Here is a 22,344-nt window from a genome sequence, read left to right on the forward strand (position 1 = left end):
ATTTAAAAATTATGGACTTTCGGCACTCATATGTTGTCTATTTCTTAGAACGCTTGCTATTATCTAGCCAACTCTTATACACACCACCTAATGTCTAAACTGCTTATCGTTGAATCCCCGTCAAAAGCCAAGACCCTTAAAAAGTATCTGGGTGGTGACTTTGAAGTCCTGGCTTCATACGGACATGTACGCGATCTGATCCCGAAAAATGGGGCGGTAGACCCCACCCAGCAGTTTGCGATGAAGTACGACATTATCGATCGCAACAGCAAGCATGTAGATGCGATTGCCAAAGCCGTTAAAAATGCAGACAGCATCTATCTGGCGACCGACCCGGATCGCGAAGGTGAAGCCATCTCATGGCATATCGCTGAAATCCTGGCGGAAAAAAAGCTGATTAAAAACAAGCTGATCAAACGCGTGGAATTCAACGAGATCACGCAAACTGCGGTGAAATATGCCATTGATCATCCACGCGATATCTCAATGGACCTGGTGAATGCGCAACAAGCACGCCGGGCACTGGATTACCTGGTGGGCTTTAATTTATCCCCCCTGCTGTGGAAAAAAATCCGTCGCGGCTTGTCCGCAGGCCGTGTGCAAAGCCCGGCTTTGCGTTTGATCGTCGAGCGCGAACTGCAAATCGAAGCGTTCACCAGCCAGGAATACTGGAGCATCCATATGAGTGCGCTCAAACATGCGCATGGATTTGATGCGAAACTGGTACAGCTCAATGGGCAAAAGGTGGAGCAGTTCACCGTCACGCAACACGACCAGCAGGCAGATATCGTAGGCAAACTGCTATTAGCCTCCGCCGGTAAAACCACGGTCACCCGCGTCGAGAAAAAGCAACGTAGCCGCAGCCCGGCTGCGCCATTCACCACATCGACGCTGCAACAGGAAGCTGTGCGTAAATTAGGCTTCACCACCAGCCGTGCAATGCGCGTGGCACAGCAGCTATATGAAGGAATGGATGTAGGTAGCGGCACAGTAGGTTTGATTACCTATATGCGTACCGACTCATTCAGTCTGGCGGCTGAAGCGGTGATGCAGATACGTGATTACGTGAAAAAGCATTTTGATGCAGATTACCTGCCGAAATCGCCTATCATGTACAAAACCAAAGCCAAAAATGCGCAGGAAGCGCACGAGGCGATCCGCCCTACCGACATCACCCGCTCACCCGCCAGCGTGCGTCAGTACCTTAACGACGAACAATTCAAACTGTATGAAATGATCTGGAAGCGTACTTTGGCGTGCCAGATGACACAGGCCAAATACGATGCAGTAAGTGTTGACCTGGCTGTGGGCAGCGAGGCGAATCTGTTCCGTGCCAGTGGCCAGACCTTGATCTTCCCGGGTTTTATTGCCGTGTATATGGAAGGCAAAGATGACGACAAGGATGACGAAGATGCAGAAGCAAAATTGCCGCATCTGGAAACTGGTGAAGTGCTGACGGTAGAAAAGATCTTTGGCGAACAACATTTTACCGAGCCACCACCACGTTACTCTGAAGCCAGCCTGGTGAAAGCACTGGAAGAACATGGCATTGGCCGTCCTTCGACTTACGCCAGCATCATTTCTACCTTGCAAGACCGTGAATACGTCATCCTGGATAAAAAACGCTTTACGCCTACCGACGTCGGCCGCGTGGTGAACAAGTTCCTAACTGAGCACTTTACCCAATATGTAGATTACGACTTCACCGCCAAGCTGGAAAACGAGCTGGATGAAATTGCCGAAGGCAACCTGGACTGGATTCCGGTCATGGACAAGTTCTGGCAAGGCTTTAACCAGCAGATTCTGGGCAAAGCCGATGTTGAGCGCCCTGGCAATGAGCTCATCGATGAGCAATGCCCGAAATGTGGCCGCCAGTTGCAAAAACAGCTTAGCCGTTATGGCAGTTTTATTGGCTGTACCGGCTACAACGCCACGCCGAAATGTGATTACAAGCGCAGTATTGATGGCGAAGCCAATGCCGCCAGCGAACCGGTAGTCATTGGCCAGGATGCAGAAACCAGCAAAGAAATCTACCTGATGAATGGCCCGTATGGCCCTTATCTACAGGTTGGCTTGCCAGTGGAAGGCGAAAAGAAAAAGCCCAAACGTGTCAGCATCCCTAAAGAGATCCCGCTCAGCCAGGTCAATATTGATACGGCACACATGCTGTTGAGTTTGCCACGCGACCTCGGCACCCATCCGGAAACAGGCAAGAAAATCATCGCCAATATTGGTCGTTTCGGGCCGTATGTGAATCATGATGGCAAATTCAAATCTATCCCTAAAAGCGAGAGTGTGTTTGGTATAGACCTCGCTGGTGCAGTGACACTACTGGCTGCGGCTAGCGGCCCTACGGTATTGGCTGACCTAGGTGCGCACCCTTCTGGCGAAGGCCGTGTAGAAGTGTTTTCTGGCCGTTTTGGCCCTTATGTGCAACATGCCGGTATCCGTGCGACCCTGCCTAAGAGCGTGACGCCGGAAGAGCTGACTCTGGAACAGGCACTTGAACTGCTGACTGAGAAAGCAGCCAAGGGCGGCGGTAAGGCGACCGGCAGAAAAACGGCGGCCAAAAAAGCGCCTGCTCAGAAAGCGCCAGCCAAGAAAGCCCCGGCCAAAAAAACCGTGACTACCGCGGCCAAAAAAGCCCCGGCAAGCAAACCAGCAGCAGCCAAGCGTACAAAAAAAGCCGCTGAATAGCAGCCCAAGAAATACGCATGCAGAAATAAAAAGGAGCCTAAGGCTCCTTTTTTATCAGGTGGGGATTGCCCACAAATGGTCGACATTGCCCAAGCCCCAGGTTTCTGCAGACTCATTGCCTGTGATCTCGTCCTGGTCTTTGGACAAATCCACTTCCTCCACCGGAATCTGCAGCTTGGACCTGGTAGAAAAGAACACCTTCACCACCGGTGTTAACAGGCTTTCAGCTGTCTGCCGTACCACTACGGCCAGACGCCCGGACTTCAGGATCACCACCGTACCCACCGGATAAATCCCCATACCCCTGACAAAAGCCTTAAAAATATCCATATCAAAATGGCCTTCCCAGCTGGCCATACGCTTGAGCGCGATACCCGGCTCCCAGGCGTGTTTGTATGCACGGGTGGATGTCACTGCATCATACACATCACACACGGCGCCCATTTTTGCAAACAGGCTGATCTGCTCAGCGTGCAACTTATCGGGATAGCCACTGCCATCCACTTTCTCATGATGGTGCAGACACACATCCAGTGTGACCTGGTCAGTGATGCCGGCGGCTGTTAGCAATTGATGACCCAGCCTGGGATGATGCCGCACCACACCGAACTCTTTCTCAGTCAATGCGCCGGGTTTATTCAGTATCTCCAATGGAATTTCGGCCTTGCCAACATCGTGCATCAAGCCAGCCAGGCCAGCCTGCTTGACCTCATCTTCAGACAGGCCAAGCGCCCTCGCCAGCGCGGTCATCAGCGCACAAACGGCTATGGAATGCATGTAGACACAATCATCGATTGTTTTCAGGCGAACCAGACTCACCAGCGCATGCATATTACGCGCGACCGATGCCGCAATTTCTTCAACAATAGGTAACACACTATCGACCGCGATCGTCCTACCCATGCGCACATCTGAAAACATTGACGCAATTTCGCGGCGTGAGGAGGCGATAATTTTAGCGGCCTGCGCCTGTTCTATCTCGAATGGCACCTGCTGTGATTGACTGGTTAGTTGACGCGGGGAGATCGCATTTTCAGGCGTTTCGGTATTCTCTGAATTGAGTGCAGGTGTGATTTCGGCTGGCGCTACATCCAGCCCTTGTTGTACATCAATCACAACTTCGTTTACCCGGCTTTGCTGAAGCTTTTGCAGTTCAGTCTGATCGTTAAGTACAAAATTCGTGCGCCAATAAGGGTGATCTATCCATGCGCCTTTCAGCGCACAAATATACATTCCCATCCGTACATCTTTCACTAAAACAGTCTTCAACATCACACAACCCGTCCCACTTGATTGCGGATATCTTAGCTTTAGTTCACGCAAAAAGTTTCGAGTAAAAGAGAGGGTAATACGCCCCTTAGATTTATTTTTACATGAATATTGTTTACGATAATTATTTAATTCAAGGCTTGCGACTACTCACCCGTGTCTGGACTAAATCAGTCTCGTCCCCACAGAATTCCACCGTGTCACTGCAAGCAGTCTGCCACATCCCGCTTGCTTTACTGCGCGGCCCACAAATGTTCAATATTGCCTATGCCCCAGCTCATCGCAGATTCATTGCTGATAATTTCATCCGCACCCTGCCTGGATAAATCGATTTCTTCCACCGGGATATGCACCAGTGACTTGGTAGAGAAAAATGCTTTGACGACCGGCCTCAACAAACTGTCGGGTGATTGGCGCACAACAACTGCCAAACGGCCCGATTTGAGCATCACCACCGTGCCTATCGGGTAGATGCCCATGCTTTTCACAAACGCTTCCAGCACCACCGGGTCAAAATGGCCGTTCCAGGAAGCCATACGTTTGAGGGCAATGCCGGGCTCCCAGCCAGGTTTATAAGCGCGTGTCGAAGTCAGGGCATCATACACATCACAAATGGCACCCATGCGCGCATAAATACTCAGGTTATCACCCGATAAGCGCTCAGGATAGCCGCTACCATCCACCTTTTCATGATGATGCAAACACACATCCAGCGTCACGGCATCGGTGATGTTGGCTTTTAGTAACATGTCATGGCCAATTTGCGGGTGCTGACGGATCACATCAAATTCGTTGTCAGTTAACGATCCGGGTTTATTCAGAATCTGTAACGGCACTTCGGCCTTGCCCATGTCATGCATCAACCCGGCCAAGCCGGCCTGTTTGACTTCCACTTCAGACAATTTGAGTTCTTTGGCGAGGTTGGTCATCAATGCACTCACTGCGATCGAATGCATATAGGTGTAATCATCTGCCGTTTTCAAACGCACCAGGCTGATGAGTGCATGGGTATTCCTACTGACAGAAGCAGAGATCTCCTCAACCAGCGGCATCACACTGGCAGCCTCAATCACTTTACCCATGCGCAAATCTTTGAACATGGCCATGATTTCACGGCGCGAGGCTTGGATGATTTTGGCCGCTTTGCGATGCTCGGCATCCAGCGGGACTTGATTGACCTGCGGCTCTTCCTCAAGCGCGACACTATCCAGTTCGAGCAGCGCCAGCTCTTTGTCAGTCAACACCGCGGCGGCCGGTTCAGGCTCGGGCATCACATCCAGCCCGCGCTTGATATCAATCACCACTTGCTTGAGTGCACTGCCCCTTAATTTGAGCAGATCCAGCTCATCTTTGAGGATGAATTTGGTACGCCAAAAGGGATGGTCTATCCATGGGCCTTTCAGCTCATGGATATACATCCCTATCCTTACCTGGTTGACGGCGATTGTTTTTAGCATGCTGCCCGCTTGCGTCTTTACTTTTTACTTAATAGTCATCATCTTACGCTTGATATCGTCAACAAATCGAAAAAAAAGAGGGCTAAAAGCCCTCTTTAAAATTACTTTCTTTATCAATGCCTTATCGGCGATATTACAACCCGGCAGCCGCGCGCAATTCAGCCGCTTTATCGGTCGCTTCCCAGGTGAACTCGGGCTCATCGCGGCCAAAGTGTCCATAGGCAGCCGTTTTAGTATAAATCGGGCGCAACAGATCCAGCATTTTCACGATGCCTTTTGGGCGCAAATCGAAATGCTCACGCACCAACTGCGTCAGTTTGTCATCAGATATCTTGCCGGTACCGTAGGTTTCAACCATGATAGAAGTCGGTTGTGCCACGCCAATCGCGTAGCTGACTTGCACCAGGCACTTGTCAGCCAGGCCAGCGGCCACGATATTTTTTGCCACATAACGGCCAGCATAAGCGGCAGAACGATCAACTTTGGAAGGGTCTTTGCCGGAGAATGCACCACCGCCGTGAGGGGCTGCGCCTCCGTAAGTATCCACGATGATTTTACGGCCGGTTAAACCGCAATCCCCTTGCGGGCCACCGATCACAAAACGACCAGTCGGGTTGACCAGGTATTTAATCTCGCCCTTGATCAGCTCAGCCGGCAAGGTTGGCTTGATGATTTCTTCAATCACCGCTTCACGAATGGCTTCCAGCGTCATGTCCGGCGCGTGTTGGGTAGAAACCAGCACCGTATCGATCTTGTGCGGTTTGCCATCGATATATTGCACGGTCACTTGTGACTTGGCATCCGGGCGCAACCATGGCAAACGGCCATCTTTACGCAATTGTGCCTGACGCTCCATCACGCGATGGCTCAGCCAGATCGGCAGTGGCATCAGTTGCGGTGTTTCATTCACGGCATAGCCAAACATCAGGCCCTGGTCGCCAGCACCCTGATCCAGCGGGTCATCGTTAGCGTTATCTACGCCCTGGGCGATATCAGGCGATTGCTTGTCATAAGCCACCAGTACTGCGCAGCCTTTGTAATCAATGCCGTAATCCGTGTTGTCATAGCCGATACGCTTCACCGCATCACGCGCTACTTTGATGTAATCGACATTAGCGGTGGTGGTGATTTCACCCGCCAGCACGATCAAGCCGGTATTGGCCAATGTTTCAGCAGCAACGCGGGCAGTTGGGTCCTGGGCAAGAATTGCATCCAGAATGCTGTCAGACACCTGATCAGCCAGTTTGTCCGGATGGCCTTCGGAAACCGATTCCGAAGTAAAAAGATATTCACTCATGTTTGACGCCTTGAAAAGTAAAAATGGTTGATCAATGACACCGACTAAAGGCTAAAGCCGGCACCTAAAAGGAAGCAAGATTCTACCCGAGTTTATACGCCAAACGGAATAAATGTTTTGCGTAAGCTGCCATTGCAAGGGTTGTTAGAGTATCATTTCAAGCCATGAAACTCAGATTCACCAAAATGCAGGGCGCAGGGAATGACTTCGTGGTGATTGATGCGACACAAACCCCTGTCCACTTATCTCACACCCAGATACAGCACATCGCAAACCGCTATTTCGGCATCGGTTGTGATCAGTTGTTAATGGTAGAAAACACAGACACACCTGGCATAGACTTCCGCTACCGCATTTTTAATGCCGATGGCAGTGAAGTGGAACAATGCGGCAATGGTGCCCGTTGCTTTGTACGGTTTGTGGTAGATAAAGGCCTGACAGACAAACGTGAAATACAGGTAGAAACCGCCAGCGGCAACCTGACCCTGACCTTGCAGGATGACGGCCAGGTCACCGTGAATATGGGTGCACCAAGATTCGCTCCGGCACAAATCCCTTTTGAGGCAAAAGCCGAAGCAACTGCCTATGAACTGCCATTACAAGATGAGCTGGTGACAATCAGCGCCGTGTCTATGGGCAACCCGCATGCGGTGATGCTGGTAGACAATGTGCATACCGCCGAAGTGGCTACGCTAGGGCCGCAAATCGAATCACACCCGCGCTTTCCGCAACGCGTGAATGCCGGGTTCATGCAGGTATTAAACGAGCACGAGATCAACCTGCGTGTGTATGAACGTGGCAGCGGTGAAACGCTGGCCTGCGGCACCGGCGCTTGTGCGGCAGCCGTGAGTGGCATCCAGCTGGGCACCTTGCAAAGCCCGGTCAAAGTGCATACCCGCGGCGGCATATTAACCATCAAATGGGCTGGCGGACAAACTCCGGTCATGATGACAGGGCCGGCAGACATCGTCTTTGAAGGCGACATTGAAATTTAAGCAGATTGCAGAAGCATTATGGAAGACAGTATTAACGAAAACGATATCAAGCACTACCTGAAAGCGCACCCGGACTTTTTTGAAAGCCATGCGCATTTACTGGCCGAGCTGTTCTTGCCCAGCCCGCATGGCAAAGGCACCATTTCGCTGGCAGAACGTCAGCAAATAGCCCAGCGTGACAAGATCCGCGTCCTGGAATCACGCTTTACCGAGCTGATTCTGACGGCGGAAGAAAATGAAGCCACCGCCAATAAAGTCCACGAGTTAACGCTGGGCTTATTGTTTGCCAAAGATGTGCCGGCATTACATGCGCATCTGGTGGAATTTCTGGCGACGCACTTTCAGTTACCTAATGCCAGGCTCAGGTTGTGGACCAATGAAAGCCACGCGGCTGATGACATTTTCATTGCCGCTGAAGACTCACTGAAAAACTGGGCCAAGGATTTAAGCCAGCCGTATTGCGGCACCTTGCCCACGATGGACATTGCCGGCTGGTTCACCGAATCACCCGCCTCACTGGCAGTGATCCCCATGCGCTACCAGGAGGTGACCTTTGGCCTGCTGGCGATCCCGAGCGAGCAACGCAGCCGTTTCTACGCCGGCATGGGCACCCTGTTTTTAAATAGGATAGGCGAGCTGGTCAGCGCCTCACTTGCTAGATACATCATATGAAAGCCCCCGCTGAGGTTTCCGCCAAGAGGTATCTTTTTGCGGCAATTGTCAGCGTAGCGCCAGCCATTAGAGGTAATCACCATGCATGAACTGCTGGATGATTACCTCGACTTCCTGCACTTTGAACGCGGCCTCAGCGAACATACCCGCAACAACTACCAGCGCGACATCTCCCTGCTGTTAAAACAGCCTGCGCAGGACCTGAAAACACTCACCTCGCAACTGATACGCCGCAATATCGCCAGTTTGCATAGCCAGGGTCTGAGTGGCCGCAGCATTGCGCGCATTCTCTCCAGCTGGCGCGGGTTCTTCCACTATCTGGTGCTGCATCATCAATTCCCTTCTAATCCGGTCATAGGCTTGCGCGCACCCAAATCACCGAAAACATTGCCGCATGCACTTTCTATCGAGCAAACCAATAAACTGGTCGAACTGGAAGGCGATGACACTATCGTGGTGCGTGACCGCGCCCTGCTGGAGCTGTTTTATTCTTCCGGCCTGCGACTGAGCGAAGTGACAGGCCTGGACCTGGACAGGCTGGATCTGCAGGAAGGCGTCGTCACCGTGATCGGCAAGGGCAATAAAACCCGCATGGTGCCGCTGGGTAGTAAAGCGGTTTCAGCGCTGCATGCCTGGTTAAGTGTGCGCCCACTCTGGCTGAGCAAACGGCCGGCTGAGATAGCGGTATTTATCAGCCAGCAAGGCCGGCGTATCAGCGGGCGCAATATACAAATGCGCGTGAATGAATGGGCAGTGAAACAAGGCCTGCATAACCATGTCCACCCGCACATGTTGCGCCACAGTTTTGCCAGCCATGTATTGCAAAGCAGCGGTGATCTACGTGCAGTGCAGGAAATGCTGGGCCACGCCAACATCAGCACCACGCAGGTGTATACCCACCTTGATTTTCAACACCTGAGCAAGATTTATGACGCGGCGCATCCGCGTGCCCGCAAGAAATAAGCCTGCATTCGTATAAGAATATGCCCGGGCAGCGTGTTACGGCATGCCAAAATATGGCAAAATAACCTACTAAACTGCTAAACCTTTTACCGGTCTCGTGGTTCTAAACTGCACCTGGATGTCACACCCATAAAAATAACAGCGTCTTTACAAGACTTTTTTCAATCATATTTCATTCAACACACCATAAAAAAGGAAACACCATGGAACATACCTTACCACCATTGCCATTTGCTAAAGACGCATTGGCACCACACATCTCCGCAGAAACGTTTGACTATCACTACAGCAAACACCATCAAACCTATGTGACCAACCTGAACAACCTGATCAAAGGCACTGAGTTTGAAAATGCCAGCCTGGAAGAGATCATCAAAAAATCTTCTGGTGGCATTTATAACAACTCCGCGCAGGTGTGGAACCACACATTCTTCTGGAACAGCCTGTCACCTAACGGTGGTGGCGAGCCTACTGGCGCCTTAGCTGATGCCATTAACGCTAAATGGGGTTCTTTTGAAGACTTCAAAAAAGCGTTTCAGGCTTCTGCCGTGGGCAACTTCGGTTCCGGCTGGACCTGGCTGGTGAAAAAAGCCGATGGCAGCGTTGATATCCTGAACACAGGCGCGGCTGGCACACCCTTAACCACCGGCGAAACAGCCCTGCTGACCATAGATGTTTGGGAACATGCGTATTACATCGACTACCGTAATGCCCGTCCAAAATTCGTAGAAACCTTCCTGGCCAGCCTGGCTAACTGGGAATTTGCTGCCAAGAATTTCGCAGCGTAATACCCGTATTTGGTGACAATAAAAACGTAACTCGGACAATAAAACCGTAACTTTTGAAAAAGTAGCGAACAATAAAACCGTAACTTAAAAGCCTCTAAATTGAGTTTTAGAGGCTTTTTTATTGATACCTTTTCGTAATAAAGTATCAAAGTATTTCAAATCAGATCGTTAAGTGAACTTTAGTCAAAAATAAAGCTTACCGCGGAATCGTAAAATACAGAACATTCAAGGGTCGTCTATTGTCTCAAAATCAAGTAGTATTAAAGCGTCGCATTGATAGATATTGCCGAGATTCTTTATGCTAAATGTTGCTTATTTCTTAGCGATTATTGGAACGCTGGGTCTAATAGCACTAACGATAATTGCGGTTTGGTTACACCGTCAAAAGAAAAGAGATCAATGCTCGAAGTCTCAGCATTGATGCCTGAAGAATGGCTGCATGGATATTTTAGCCGCCTCGCAGTCCAAAACAGCTGTCTAGATATCCCGCAGCTCAATAAACTTATCGCTCCATTACCTCCCCACGATTCACCGGAATCAATTCCAAAAATAGCTAAATTGCTTGATCGGCCAGTACAGGATTTGATTCAGCAACATACGTTATTTCCTGCGAAACATGCAATCTATTTCAAGACTTACAGTGAAGCGCATCAAGTTAAAATTTCAATGCGTAAGATGCAGAAACCAGTCAAATTTTGCCATCAGTGTATCGAGGAGGATTGGGAGTATGTTGGACAAGGTTTCCCTTATCTCAGAAGAATTCATCAAGTGACTGGCATTGATTGGTGTTTGAAGCACAAGTGTCGTTTAGGCTTCTCATCTCTTGATGATATTCCTGGTCCAGGTCAATTTGGTTTGCTTCACGAACAATCGATTATTCAAGAGCCACTTGAGAGTCAGCACGAAATCATACAAAAGTACGTTGAGATATTTGAAGGTTTAATCAGCAATTCATTAACGCTGTCAGCTGATCATGTGTCATTGGTGCTGGAGCAGCAGGCAAAGAAAGCAGGATTCAATACTTCGCCGGCTAAATCTGCCAGATGTATTAGTGACGTATTGGTCGAAGAAATATCTTCAGATTGGCTATTGCGTAACTTTCCCACACTAAAAGCCAAAGTGACTAATAAGGCATTGAAAACGATTGATGGAGCGGCGGTGTTCCGTCTGCAAAATCACAATGTCACTAATTATGTACTGGCTGCGGCTGTTTTATTCGACTCAGCGGATGAGGCATTAATGACGCTAAATAATTCCTCGAACATGGAGTTGAAACCACGTCGTGCCCTGATCAAAAGAAATGCCGAATTTTGGCGTGGAAACGATTTAAGACAGATTTACATAAAGAATCTCGGAACCGGTAAAGCAATTGCTGATGACATCGGAGGGGACTACGACCAAGTTCGTCAAAATTTGATCAAATACGGCTTACCTCCATTAACTAATCTATCCCTTGAAACTATCAAGGCTTTGGCTGACTTTTATAAAGGAGCTACGTTAGCTGAAATTCTTTCACGGCCTGGAGTTAATCGTGAGCATTTCGAGCAAGTGGTTAGAAGTGCTGGCAACCAGTTCGGCGAAATACTCAATCAGATCAAAGAGGCGTTGATGCAGAAAAGCACAGAGAGGCTGAATAGGATAAACAGTAAGGATAGGCCTCATTAATTCCGAGCTATTCTAGACTTTCAAATTTTGCATCCGTTTTAGCTCCTCGAAGATCCACTGCTTCGATTGAGGTAATTTCTCAAGTCTTGGAGTGAATGATAGGGCCGGCAAACGTCTGAGGAAAATCGGTGGTTTTAAACGTTCCCAGCACTCAAGCTCAAAATGGCCTAGCATGCGTAACGCTGACAGGCACTCAACATCTCTTTTCTGCCAATCAATTCGCTGTCGTTTTTGATGATCTATGCGCTCCACTTTTTTATCAGGTATTGATTTATAAATCTGATTAAGCCATTGGGCATCGTTGCTTGAAAGCCATTTAATCGCTGTACTGATGGCCATTTTTATATCGCTCTTGCTGTATTCAGGGTTAACTTCAATCAAAGCGCTCAACTCATTTCTTTTGGCATCCCTCATCCGCTCGGCTCGCTTGGTTTCCCACTGTCTTTTAATGTCGGGATGACTACATAACACTCTGTCTATGGTCGCTTTTGATAGGCTTGTGATGTTCTGAATATGCTTGAGTTGATGGCCCTCATCAAGCAAACCCTCTATCTGTTCCAATATTTCTTGGGTGAGCTTTTTAGGTCGGCGGTTTATGGTGACTAGGCCAGACTTTCCCAACTTTCGCATCAAAGTACCCAAGTCATATTCAAAAATATCGGCAAGACTACTGAGGGATTCGCCCGCAGCATGGCGCTGAGATATCTCTATCAGGTGATCATCTATCTCTATGGCTTGTAACACTGGCTCAGTATCCAAATCCAATTGAAATTGGCTTTCCCATAGGTATACAGAGTTGAATAGCTCCCAAGTCCCGAACAGGAATTGAATTAGAAGCACATGCGCAACCGGATTGTAATAGCCGCGTGGTTTTCTGATTAATTTCAAAAAGTATGGAATGTTCTCTGATCGTAATAACCTTTCGTAGACTGGAATATCTTTTAAATGTGCAAAATATTGTTCCAGGCGCAGCATGAAATGACTCGCTCTAATCTGCCCACGCTTTGTCAAGAAACCTTGCTGATTCAAACCATGTAAATAGGCGTTTTGTAATTGTTTCGGATTAAAGCCATTTGGAAGATTGTGATGAAGGATATTTTTGGAAATTACGGAAATTGCAAAAAGCTGGTTGATTGTGCTCCCATGACAAATTGAAACACTTGGCGTGTGTCGAGATGGAAGCATCAGGGTATTCTTATCCGCGCCGTTTTCACGTAGTGATATTTCTTCAAGTGCCAGAGAATGTTTGGCGCAGACCTGTGATGAAGGAAGTTGATGCGCTCTATGCCAATATCCAATGCCTAACGAACTAATATCCTCTTCAAAGCATACTGGGCAGTACTTAAGAAACGCGATGTCTTTTAGATGGGCTGGCGGTAGGCCTAGCTTGAATTTCAATGTTTCGACACTATTCCCTGACATGATTTGTGCACATTCCCGAGCAAAGTTGGACGGGCGGAATGCAATATAGAACGGTAATACAGTGTGACTTAATGCTATATCTATAGGGTACCCATATGCGTAAGCTGTATTGCTGCAGAAGTTCGTTAAATGGGAAGGAAAGTCGAGTCTCGTTCCAGCGGAACCGTTCCCGAGCAGCGTTTTACTGATCTGGAATCCAGTCTGGCCATTTAATACACTGGTTAATGACATGAAAGAAAAAAATGTCATTTCGTCTGTTATGGCCGGTAAGTTGAGTGAGTCGATCATTTGTCCTCCACTTCAGACCTGAGTTTAGCGAGCTGATCGATGTTATGTTGGATATGACCGCTTTTACGCATATCCTCATCAGACAACCCGACTCGTGATTGTTCTAGTCTTTTTTGTTTGTTTTTTTGGCGTGTTTGGTGCGCCTTAAGCTTTGCCAGTTCACTCATCCCTCGATCCGTATGAGCTGATTGTGTTACTTGCTCATTAGGTGCGCTTAGGTGGGCTGCAGCGTTGATTTGATAGTCGGCAGGTGGAGTGCCTTGCCAATGTAATTGGTAAAAGTCGACATCAACATCAGGAAATTCGGCTAATGTACTCGCACTTTTGTACCTGAAGCCATCAGCTAAAGGTCTTGAGAGTGTAAAAGATTTGCCCAGGTAAATTTTATAAATGTCTTCGGGGCAAATGCTACAGTTTTCACTTAGTTTGTTTGATAAGCATTTCTTTTGTGCTAAGCACCAAAGAGTGAGAGCTAATCTAGCGATGCCGCCACTACACTTGTATAACATTTGGGAGCAACCAGAGAAATCGACTATTGGCTGAGGGAGCACATAAAACTTCATAATCCCGCGATCACAGAGTAATTGCCATTCAACCTCCCAATCCTCCTCATCAAGCACACCAATAGGATGAAAATGCGCAGTTTCAGTAATCGTAATTCTGGTGATGTCTTGACTGCTGGTTAGCCAATCAAATGCTCGCTCATTTCCAGAAAAAACTAAGGGGATGCCACTGTTTGCAAACTCCATTAAGAAAGTCTGCATGACACTTGCCTGACTGTTTTGGACAAGGTTTCTTAGTTGTGCTTCATCTAAAAAAATGATGCCTGTGTGGTGAGAGATCAATGTTCTAATTGTTGCCAAGCATAAATTAGTTACTCCCTTATGCTGTTTTGGAAGACGGATTGCATATGAGGTGCCTAATGCCTCATCCATTGATAAGAGGATATTTTCTAAAAGTCCGCGCCGACTACCATCATGGGGCAGGTCTGCTCGTAGATAGACAAGCTGGGAGTGTTGTTGCCAAAGGGCTCCATCATTTCTGTCATGAATAATTACTTGGGGTAATGTCGCGCAAAACCTGTTAACGATCGTAGACTTACCTGTTCCGGTTGGTCCCATCAATAGGTTTACGGATATCCCAGCGCTGGGAGCTTTAATGGTTTTTAAAAGGGTATTGGGGTCGATTAATTCAAAGTATCTCTTGCGATTTGCAGCGATCATTGGGTTTCTATTCTGAAGCCCAATTCGGAACATCCCATGCCAGGTCAACGCCGCCATTAGTGATTTACCTGTGGGGTATAAAAGTACTTTTTCCCCATTGAGTAGCGAATATCGTTCCATGATACTAAGTGATTCGACATCAACTCCTTCAAGAGGGTCATAGCGCAGCGCTTCGTGTAGTTCTCTGATCTCTTTGTAATCTGGCAGCCCTTCAAGCAAGGGGTTCGGGAAATTGAAGGGAATCATTGGGTAAGCCCCAAAAGTAGTTCATTAATGAGATTTCGGCCTTCAGATTTGGGTAGCTTAGGAAGTACTGGTGCAATTTGGGCATGAGCTTGAGAATGAATTTCGGCGGGGAGCTCTGGAACCCCATGTTTAGCAATTGATCTCTCAATTTGTCGATTTAATTTTTTATCCTTAGCTATTTTAGATTTTGGTATCGGGGGTGATTTAGCTTTCGCAGCTTGATATTCTTTTTCGGCAATTTGGTTTGTATTTTCAATACCAATATCTAATTCAGCTCTCCGTTGATCTCGTTCCTCCTCTGTCTGGTAGTTGTACAAGGAATCATTTTCCATTGCAGCCAAATAGTCATAGAGTGTGAGTTCATCGCGCTCTTCATCCTTGGTTTCACGATCAAGCTCGTGTATGGCGCCTGAATAAGGGTCCAGATAGTAAATTTTGCTCGGAAAATATGGGTTAATGTAAAAAGTGGCTACAAAGTGAAGCGGGGAAGCATCCCTATGTACTTTAGCTTCGTGAAAAATTTTAAGCATTTCTGGTGATTTAGAAACAAAACATATTGGCTCGATAAATTCTCTTTTGATCGAATTCCCTCTATGCAGTTTTACTCCTTTGGCGGTAAATGTGCCTTCTATCCGAGTACCAAAAATACACATCAATTCTTCGAAATTATTGAGGGATGAATCTAGCTTGCCCTGACTCATTGCCAAGCGGGTCAGGTTGAGTCGATTGACTGTTAGCCCTTTATTAATCAACTCTCTGCGAATCTCGAGAGTAATCTCTTCATTTTCAAGAGGGACTGTGTTGAGATAGTGAATTGCTCGCGCTGTTTCTCGTATTCCTTCGATGATGGTCAGCCTTGCGAGATGGTCGGCTTTTTCATCTCCTCTGGTGTGCAGTTTCCCTTGCGTAGTACCAATCAATTTATGATCGGAAGCTCTGTGTAAACTCAGATGTTTGGTTTCGACTAAAGAGTTTAAATCTGAACGGGCAACAGGGAGGTAGGTGACACCAGTGCCTAATGCCTCCAACTCTGCCATTGTTTTAGAGTTTCTTGCATCTGTATTATCTGCATTCAGATGCCCGAATTGGATAGGAAGCCAATCGGCAGCGGTCATGATGTCGGACAGGCCTAAAGATTCTATCCATTCGGTTTTATCCGATGCAGCATGTAAGAAAGCCAGCTTTACTGTTTCATAACTAGGTGCTTCGATACCCATATAGAAGCCTGGTATGTATCCATACAAACCATCCACCAACAACATACGGTAAGCTTGGCCGATACGTTTTAAACGATGGGTAACGGATACAAACTCTGTATCGGTTGTAGTGGAATCAATACCAGCTAATTGACCGACATTTATTATTTCATCGGTTTGGTTTCCAAGGATGCTACGATCAATTCTGGCAAGCTGTAGCGGGTTAAATCTTTTTTGCCAGGCTTCCTGATTAGAATATTTTTCGCCCCAGCGTTTGAACTGTCGCTTACTTGGTCTCTGATTGCGAGGCTTTAGAATGAGTTTGGTTTTTCCATCGTCCCCCATCGCTAGATCTGAATAGAACTCCCGCCACATCTTATCGAGTGCGCGTTGAATCGTAACACCACGCATTAAATAATTTCTGAAAGCGAAAGCACAGCATTCTTTGTCATCTTCAGTCATGACAAAGCCTTCGAGGTTTAACTCTCCGGCTTGGGTCACCGCATTTTTTCTACCTAACTTTTTTTTTTGCTCACGCTCTACGCCTCTTGCTCCCTTTCCCGATGTATATGGAGTGACAGACTCTCTCTTGGATCCCTCAGCTAAAAATTGAAAAATAATTTGCTGGGTTGCTCTCTTGAGGAGCTGGCTGTTTGCCTTGTCTTTATTGATAAGATATTTCTCGATGATTTCATTGCGGGATTGTGAGTCTAAAAACAAGAAATAGTCATGAGATGTGGGAGCCAGTTCTTGTATGACTGAAAACCGAAAGTCCCTGATTTTCACTGAATAACAAGGAAACTTTTTATACTTTTTGTTTAATGCTTCATCCGAAGCTATAACGTCTGGCCTTGCTTTAATACTGTCCTGGCATCGCATTACTTTGGTTTCAAGCTCTGCCTCTATATGAGCAATTTTAAGCTTGAAGGGTGCAGTGAAGAATTTTCGTTTTTTAGTCGACTCTCTGGGAGCCACTTCAATCACCGTTACTGAATCTGATATCAGATGTGAAGTCAGAACTCTGACAGGATGTTGGATTAGCAGACTTCTATTGTCGACAGGAGACAACACCATATTTGGTAGTAAATTCATAAAGCTTTCTCCAGGTTACTACGCAAGGAGGCTCTCATAGATATTCCCCCGGGTATGGGAGCTTTGGAGTGCAGGATGGATTTTGATAAATCCACATCAATGACTTGATTCCAAATCAGGTTATTTTGAATTAGTGCAGCTACATTTTCTGAACATTTAAAGTCACTCTTAAGAACGTCATTGGTAAAACCTAAGTGTTCTTTTTGTAGATGATGACCATGTTTATCAAGAAAGGAATTTTTAATTTGGTGGGCATAATGACTTTGAGGAATGACTGCACAGGAAACAATGGCATCGAGATTAATCATTAGCATGGTAGGGAAAGCTCCGTAATCTCCTACAAGGTATGCACTACCAATTTCTTGGCAATACCGTCGCTCAATTTCAAGCTTTTCCAGAACCCGGGAGTGGTCATATGCATTTTCGGGATCTAGTTGTACGGAAGGTTTTGCGGAGACCATGACGTTTGCTTTCGTTTTATCTTCCACCCAGGGAAGGTGCATACAAAAGTCCATAGTCCAAACATAGGGGATATTTGTCCCGACAAAACAGCCGTGATCTATTCCAGCCTCTTTGCAAAGCTCAATGGTTCCTGCAGATGGTCGGAGATATCGTTCGATTTCAGGTTCACGACCGGCTTCTGGATGAGGATGATGCCAAGGCCAGATGGGTAATTGCTCTCGAAAGTGACAGCCAGCCCAAGAGAAGATTAAAGCGAGTTTGTATTCGGCTTTGCTTAGGAAATGAAAAGCACGATGAAATGGGGGGATTTTTTTGAATACTTGCGAAGATACTTTAGAAGGATTCGAGCGTTTAATCTTGATCCACGCTTGATAGTGTTCTCCGAAGCCGCTACCTTCACCAGCATCAATTTTCCTGTTTAGAAAATCCCATGTAACTCTAGGTTGCCTGGCCATTACCTACCTCCATGAACAGGAGGTATGACTGGATATTGCATATCTATCCTTTCATTACCAATAATTAAGGAAAAAAAACCCCTTGACTCTTAGTTTTGATAGGCGCAATATGCTCTCGTCGATGTGAGCAAATTCCTGTTGGCGCAGGAACCTTACAAAACTGAAGAGCCGAAATTTATTTCGGCTTTTTCTTTTTTTATCTGGCTGTCAGCTGCTAGCATCTCCTTCAGAAGTATTCGCTTCCATTGAGGTTTCCTTCATTCTGATTTGAAGGGCACTATTCAGACTTTTCTCCTTGATCCCAAGCGCCATTGCAATATTGTGTGACTCGCCGCGCAAACATTTGGCTTCACCGCGGAGCACGCGGTAAACCAAAGCTGTCTTGAATCCCCAACTCCTAGACCATTCAGCGATTGAAATGCCTTCAGCCTGAAAATGTGATTTTGCTTGGTCGAAAGAAATCATTATGTGGATAAATTAAACATGTTTAATAATGTTCCTAAATTTGCCATAGTTTTAAGTGATGTGCAATAATTATTATTAATATTCTAGAAGGTAATTCAATGTCAGATAATGAAACGCTCCTAAGCTTGCCGGACCGTTTGAAGTTTGAGCGGAGGCGTATGGGGTTGTTGCAAGGTGAATTTGCAAAACTGGGAGGCGTTTCGATTACGTCTCAATCTTTTTATGAGACAGGGAAAAATTGGCCAACAATGGAGTACCTGGAAAATCTTAGAAAGAACGGGGTCGATGTTTGTTTTCTTGCATCTGGACAGAGATCTATCAGTAACAAAGTTGATTGGTTAATTCTGAAAAATGCTTACATGATGGTTCAACACTCTTTCGTTGAAAGAGTGGATGTCGAATACACTCCTGAACAATTATTCGAAGCATTTAAAACAGTTGCTGAGGCAGCGTTAGGAATCACACGGCCCGATTTGACCGATGACAAGGTAGAAATGAAAGGTGCGATCAGTGAAAATGAGCGTGCAGGATGAAAATCTGACGGAGTTTAAGAGGCTTATTCGGGAGGCTGCAAAAAATGCTCAAAGTAAAGGTGAGCTTGGATTGCACCTGATTTCCTCTATATCCTCAGAATATGATGACTATCTTGCGCGTAAAGACATAAATAAAAAAACCAAACCATCAAGTCTATTTAATCTGGTCAAATGCGTAGCCTTATTCCCAGTCAGAATTTGGACTATCCTCAAAACAGGTCCAATCAATACAGATCCATCGATTAGTAACTTTATAAAAAGTTTGCTTAATGAAAAAGTGGTCAGGCATTCTCAAGTGAGAGTTATCAATACGTATAAAATGTTGCTTGTTTCTGATGGCGCCATGAGAATGGTAGAGCCCACAAACAAGGACCGTCGCTATGCCACGCTCCAAATGATTTTACTGACTATGCTTCTCCCATTCGCTGTTGCGCTAGTATGGAATGTATTTGCGGATATGAGAGTCCTAGCATTTGGATATTTAACAGGGACAGTGTTCGGTTTTATGTTCCGAGATGCCTATTATAGATTTTGGGGTCGAAGAAAAATCTTTCAATTTATAACAGCTCGCCATCCCTGGCTAAAACCAAGCTATTACTAAATTTAGTTATCTTAATGGGCCGACTGGTATCAATTGATCTGAGAAAGTGCACATGCAGCTTGAGTCTACATCATCAATTGCTAATGAGATTTACAACTTAGCGATTGAAACTTTCGATTCCCATGCTCAAGCTGATATTTGGTTCAATACGTTTCATCAATTGTTAAATGACACTCCTCTAGGTTATGCAAAAACAGACGCCGGAGTCCTTGAAGTAAAAAAGATTCTGCAGGCAATTAAAGATGGTAGCGTCGTTTAAAACTCTTATCCATCCGTTTCAAATTTATCTCATTCAAACCTATTATTTACAGAGTATATTTGCCTCTGGCTTTACTCAGAGCCCGGGTGATGTCTTTTGATGAAGTTTGCCCAACCTGGAAGGTGATTCAGAATAAGCGTACCAAAAATCAGGCAGGCGGTTAGGCAGGCGAGCAGATACATACCGAAGGCACTTGCCATACCAACAGCAGCAGTTGCCCACAATGTCGCAGCTGTGGTCAACCCTTGAACGCGCCCTCGCACTTGTAGGATTACTCCCGCCCCGATGAAACCCATGCCTGAAACGACTTGCGCAGCGATTCTGGTATCTACACCAGGTATGTGGTTGGAGACGATGCTGAAGGCGCAGGAGCCTACTGCAACTGCCATGTAAGTTCGAACGCCGGCATCTCGATTATGGCGTTCTCGTTCCCATCCGATGAGACCACCAAGTACGGCAGCTAACAAAATACGGAAGGTCAGCAATAGTTCGGTATTCCAATCCATTATCTGCCCACCCACTGGAGTGGACAGCAATTTCGCTTGCCTTGATTGTTGACGTTGTCGTGAGCGTATTCTGAATACATCAAGTGTCTCGATTCGTGTAAATGATTAAGCAGGGCTACATCAACATTTCAATGGTTAGCAGCAAAATGAATCCAAAGAAAAACATCGCTGTCTGGAAACTGGTTTCCGGCACTTCATGAGCTTCAACAAGCAATTCTTCCGTGACCAGATACAGCAGCGCAGCAAGGCCAAACGCCAAGATGGCATCCACAACAGTGTCACTCGCAAAAACCAGCAGAGTACTACCGGCAAGTGCTCCGATGAGTAAAATCAAAGCGAAGCCCATTGTCACCATGAGTATATGTTTGCGACTACTTCCAGCTTGGGCTAATGCTACAGCCCCTGACAATCCAAGAAATAGGACTTCAAGAGTAAGTGCGATGGTTAGCAGCAAGCCTTCTTTTTGCCCGGCAGCAAACCCTAGTCCCACCAACAAACCATCTAAAGCCACATCAATGCCAAGAACGGCGACCAGGCTTGTAGGTACAGTCGCGGTACTGATTGTGTTTTGCCCCGTCTTCTCGGCAAAGTGCTTAACCGCCAGCATGACCATCACCCCTAAGGTGAATCCAATTAGGGTGATCCAGGGAAGTTTTCGGTGCACTAGGTCCGGGAGGAGTTCTGTTGCCAGAGCGCAAAAAAGCAAACCAGCAGCAAAGTGCTGTATAGCACTGACAGTCCCAGGTTTCAACGGCCGCCATAGCGCAATGAACCCTCCAAAGATTACGGCCAAAGCAGGATAAAAAGCAAATGTGAGAATGCTCAACGCAGCCTGCATGAAAGGTTATCTCCTGTCTAAATGGGTAATACAGCCATGATCATAGACTTCATGGTAGAGTCTTAAAATAAGATGCTAACCACTAATTTAAAAAGTCTGATATCGAGTAAAGTGAGGTTACATTGAGCAAAGATAAAACCATGCCTGACGAGAACAGCATTACTCCGTCCACGTTGCTATTGAATCAGATGCTGAAAAATAATCCTCCTGCAAATGGCATGCTTAATAGCCAGCAAATTGAACTATTACGGAAAAGCAAACAGGAAATTTCAGAGAGCGTTCGAAAGAAATTTGCTGAAATAAAAGCCAACACCAAACCGACAGATACATAAAATATCCAGGATATTTTTAGTTTGGAATAACTTCCATATCGCTGTGGCATTTGGGAGTTATCAGAATTCCTTTCCCGAGGTATAAAACTGATAACTCCCTTCCTCCACCGCCTGTTCAGCCAGTCAGGGGAGCTGGCATGTGCCGGCGAAGCAACTAAATCGTCGGTCGGTTAACCTTCTCCCTTTATTGCGGTCATCATTTCTTTAAGCTTATCTGTCATTAACGTGACGCCAGCTTCGTAGCGAACACTGTTGTCTACAAACTCGTTTCTCTCTAAATCCATGTCTACAGTATTACCATCTACGGAGCCTTGTACTAAAGAACGAAAAAGAACATCTCCAGAATGACCTTTCACTTGATCTGGATCTCCACTCAGGTGCTCACTGCTAGTTTGTTTAAGAATGCCGGCTCTCGGATCTGCTGATGTAGTACCATTAGTTTCTGCCTGTTGCATAGCTGATTGCATGGCTGATTTGAAATCAATATCTTTCGCCTTGTATTGCGGTGTATCTGCATTCGCAATGTTAGAAGCTAGTAACTCTTGTCGCTGAGTGCGAATACGCAGCGCATTTTGAAGAACATTCAGTTCGGCATCCAATTTTTTCAACATAGTTTTTCTCCC

At 46.5% G+C, this 22,344-nt stretch carries 21 protein-coding genes; 10 read left to right on the plus strand and 11 right to left on the minus strand.

Going from position 1 to position 22,344, the window contains the following annotated elements; genetic code table 11:
• The first annotated feature begins 90 nt into the window (after positions 1–90).
• Positions 91–2,697, plus strand: a complete 2,607-nt coding sequence (gene topA, locus ACTS9Y_RS04370) for a type I DNA topoisomerase (RefSeq protein ID WP_442584760.1) — start codon at positions 91–93, stop codon at positions 2,695–2,697.
• A 54-nt stretch (positions 2,698–2,751) separates the two neighbouring features.
• Here the strand turns inward: topA and ACTS9Y_RS04375 are convergent, their stop codons facing one another.
• From ACTS9Y_RS04375 to metK, 3 genes are all read right to left on the minus strand, one after another.
• Positions 2,752–3,969 carry an HD-GYP domain-containing protein gene (locus tag ACTS9Y_RS04375; protein WP_442584761.1) on the minus strand — a complete coding sequence of 406 codons (1,218 nt, stop codon included), beginning with the start codon at positions 3,967–3,969 and terminating at the stop codon, positions 2,752–2,754.
• A 230-nt stretch (positions 3,970–4,199) separates the two neighbouring features.
• Positions 4,200–5,423 (minus strand): HD-GYP domain-containing protein, encoded by a 1,224-nt coding sequence (locus ACTS9Y_RS04380; protein WP_442584762.1) that lies wholly within the window; start codon positions 5,421–5,423, stop codon positions 4,200–4,202.
• A 133-nt stretch (positions 5,424–5,556) separates the two neighbouring features.
• Positions 5,557–6,720: a methionine adenosyltransferase gene (metK, locus tag ACTS9Y_RS04385; protein WP_442584763.1), complete on the minus strand. Its 1,164-nt coding sequence runs from the start codon at positions 6,718–6,720 to the stop codon at positions 5,557–5,559.
• 164 nt (positions 6,721–6,884) lie between these two features.
• Here metK and dapF point away from each other — a divergent pair, with 164 nt between their 5' ends.
• From dapF to ACTS9Y_RS04410, 5 genes are all read left to right on the plus strand, one after another.
• Positions 6,885–7,715 carry a diaminopimelate epimerase gene (gene dapF / locus ACTS9Y_RS04390; protein ID WP_442584764.1) on the plus strand — a complete coding sequence of 277 codons (831 nt, stop codon included), beginning with the start codon at positions 6,885–6,887 and terminating at the stop codon, positions 7,713–7,715.
• 18 nt (positions 7,716–7,733) lie between these two features.
• Entirely contained in the window at positions 7,734–8,387 is a 654-nt protein-coding gene (locus ACTS9Y_RS04395) for a DUF484 family protein (protein ID WP_442584765.1), read from the plus strand.
• An 81-nt stretch (positions 8,388–8,468) separates the two neighbouring features.
• Positions 8,469–9,350, plus strand: a complete 882-nt coding sequence (gene xerC, locus ACTS9Y_RS04400; RefSeq protein ID WP_442584766.1) for a tyrosine recombinase XerC — start codon at positions 8,469–8,471, stop codon at positions 9,348–9,350.
• Between the two features lie 203 nt (positions 9,351–9,553).
• On the plus strand, positions 9,554–10,138 hold the full coding sequence (locus ACTS9Y_RS04405; protein ID WP_442584767.1) for a superoxide dismutase: 585 nt from the start codon (positions 9,554–9,556) through the stop codon (positions 10,136–10,138).
• A 273-nt stretch (positions 10,139–10,411) separates the two neighbouring features.
• Complete coding sequence (locus ACTS9Y_RS04410) at positions 10,412–11,803, plus strand: TniQ family protein (protein WP_442584768.1); 1,392 nt, start codon at positions 10,412–10,414, stop codon at positions 11,801–11,803.
• 12 nt (positions 11,804–11,815) lie between these two features.
• Here the strand turns inward: ACTS9Y_RS04410 and ACTS9Y_RS04415 are convergent, their stop codons facing one another.
• From ACTS9Y_RS04415 to ACTS9Y_RS04435, 5 genes are all read right to left on the minus strand, one after another.
• Positions 11,816–13,513 carry a TnsD family Tn7-like transposition protein gene (locus ACTS9Y_RS04415; RefSeq protein WP_442584769.1) on the minus strand — a complete coding sequence of 566 codons (1,698 nt, stop codon included), beginning with the start codon at positions 13,511–13,513 and terminating at the stop codon, positions 11,816–11,818.
• The gene (locus ACTS9Y_RS04420) at positions 13,510–14,982 is read right to left on the minus strand and encodes an AAA family ATPase (RefSeq protein WP_442584770.1); all 1,473 of its coding nucleotides are present in this window, start codon (positions 14,980–14,982) and stop codon (positions 13,510–13,512) included. The genes ACTS9Y_RS04415 and ACTS9Y_RS04420 overlap by 4 nt, the downstream gene beginning before the upstream one ends.
• On the minus strand, positions 14,979–17,270 hold the full coding sequence (locus ACTS9Y_RS04425; protein ID WP_442584771.1) for a hypothetical protein: 2,292 nt from the start codon (positions 17,268–17,270) through the stop codon (positions 14,979–14,981). The genes ACTS9Y_RS04420 and ACTS9Y_RS04425 overlap by 4 nt, the downstream gene beginning before the upstream one ends.
• Positions 17,267–18,187 (minus strand): TnsA endonuclease N-terminal domain-containing protein, encoded by a 921-nt coding sequence (locus ACTS9Y_RS04430; protein ID WP_049637709.1) that lies wholly within the window; start codon positions 18,185–18,187, stop codon positions 17,267–17,269. Before ACTS9Y_RS04430 ends, ACTS9Y_RS04425 begins: the two co-directional genes overlap by 4 nt.
• A 207-nt stretch (positions 18,188–18,394) precedes the next feature.
• Positions 18,395–18,652, minus strand: a complete 258-nt coding sequence (locus ACTS9Y_RS04435; protein ID WP_049637708.1) for a DNA-binding protein — start codon at positions 18,650–18,652, stop codon at positions 18,395–18,397.
• 98 nt (positions 18,653–18,750) lie between these two features.
• Between ACTS9Y_RS04435 and ACTS9Y_RS04440 the strand changes: the two genes are divergently transcribed.
• The 3 genes from ACTS9Y_RS04440 to ACTS9Y_RS04450 are packed head-to-tail and all read left to right on the plus strand — an operon-like array spanning position 18,751 to position 20,045.
• On the plus strand, positions 18,751–19,185 hold the full coding sequence (locus ACTS9Y_RS04440) for a helix-turn-helix domain-containing protein (protein WP_049637707.1): 435 nt from the start codon (positions 18,751–18,753) through the stop codon (positions 19,183–19,185).
• Positions 19,163–19,786: a hypothetical protein gene (locus ACTS9Y_RS04445; RefSeq protein WP_156171630.1), complete on the plus strand. Its 624-nt coding sequence runs from the start codon at positions 19,163–19,165 to the stop codon at positions 19,784–19,786. Before ACTS9Y_RS04440 ends, ACTS9Y_RS04445 begins: the two co-directional genes overlap by 23 nt.
• Before the next feature lie 52 nt (positions 19,787–19,838).
• Positions 19,839–20,045 (plus strand): antitoxin Xre/MbcA/ParS toxin-binding domain-containing protein, encoded by a 207-nt coding sequence (locus ACTS9Y_RS04450; protein ID WP_049637705.1) that lies wholly within the window; start codon positions 19,839–19,841, stop codon positions 20,043–20,045.
• Between the two features lie 71 nt (positions 20,046–20,116).
• Here the strand turns inward: ACTS9Y_RS04450 and ACTS9Y_RS04455 are convergent, their stop codons facing one another.
• A complete protein-coding gene (locus tag ACTS9Y_RS04455; RefSeq protein WP_442584772.1) occupies positions 20,117–20,551 on the minus strand; it encodes an MgtC/SapB family protein in 435 nt (144 codons plus the stop codon).
• Positions 20,552–20,666: 115 nt separating this feature from the next.
• A complete protein-coding gene (locus ACTS9Y_RS04460) occupies positions 20,667–21,389 on the minus strand; it encodes a ZIP family metal transporter (protein ID WP_442584773.1) in 723 nt (240 codons plus the stop codon).
• Positions 21,390–21,529: 140 nt separating this feature from the next.
• On the opposite strand from ACTS9Y_RS04460, the gene ACTS9Y_RS04465 reads away from it, so the two are divergent.
• On the plus strand, positions 21,530–21,721 hold the full coding sequence (locus tag ACTS9Y_RS04465; RefSeq protein ID WP_442584774.1) for a hypothetical protein: 192 nt from the start codon (positions 21,530–21,532) through the stop codon (positions 21,719–21,721).
• 170 nt (positions 21,722–21,891) lie between these two features.
• Here the strand turns inward: ACTS9Y_RS04465 and flgB are convergent, their stop codons facing one another.
• The gene (gene flgB / locus ACTS9Y_RS04470) at positions 21,892–22,332 is read right to left on the minus strand and encodes a flagellar basal body rod protein FlgB (RefSeq protein ID WP_442584775.1); all 441 of its coding nucleotides are present in this window, start codon (positions 22,330–22,332) and stop codon (positions 21,892–21,894) included.
• Positions 22,333–22,344: the final 12 nt, after the last annotated feature.

Source organism: Methylophilus sp. (assembly GCF_052173275.1).
In the GTDB taxonomy this organism is placed as follows: domain Bacteria; phylum Pseudomonadota; class Gammaproteobacteria; order Burkholderiales; family Methylophilaceae; genus Methylophilus.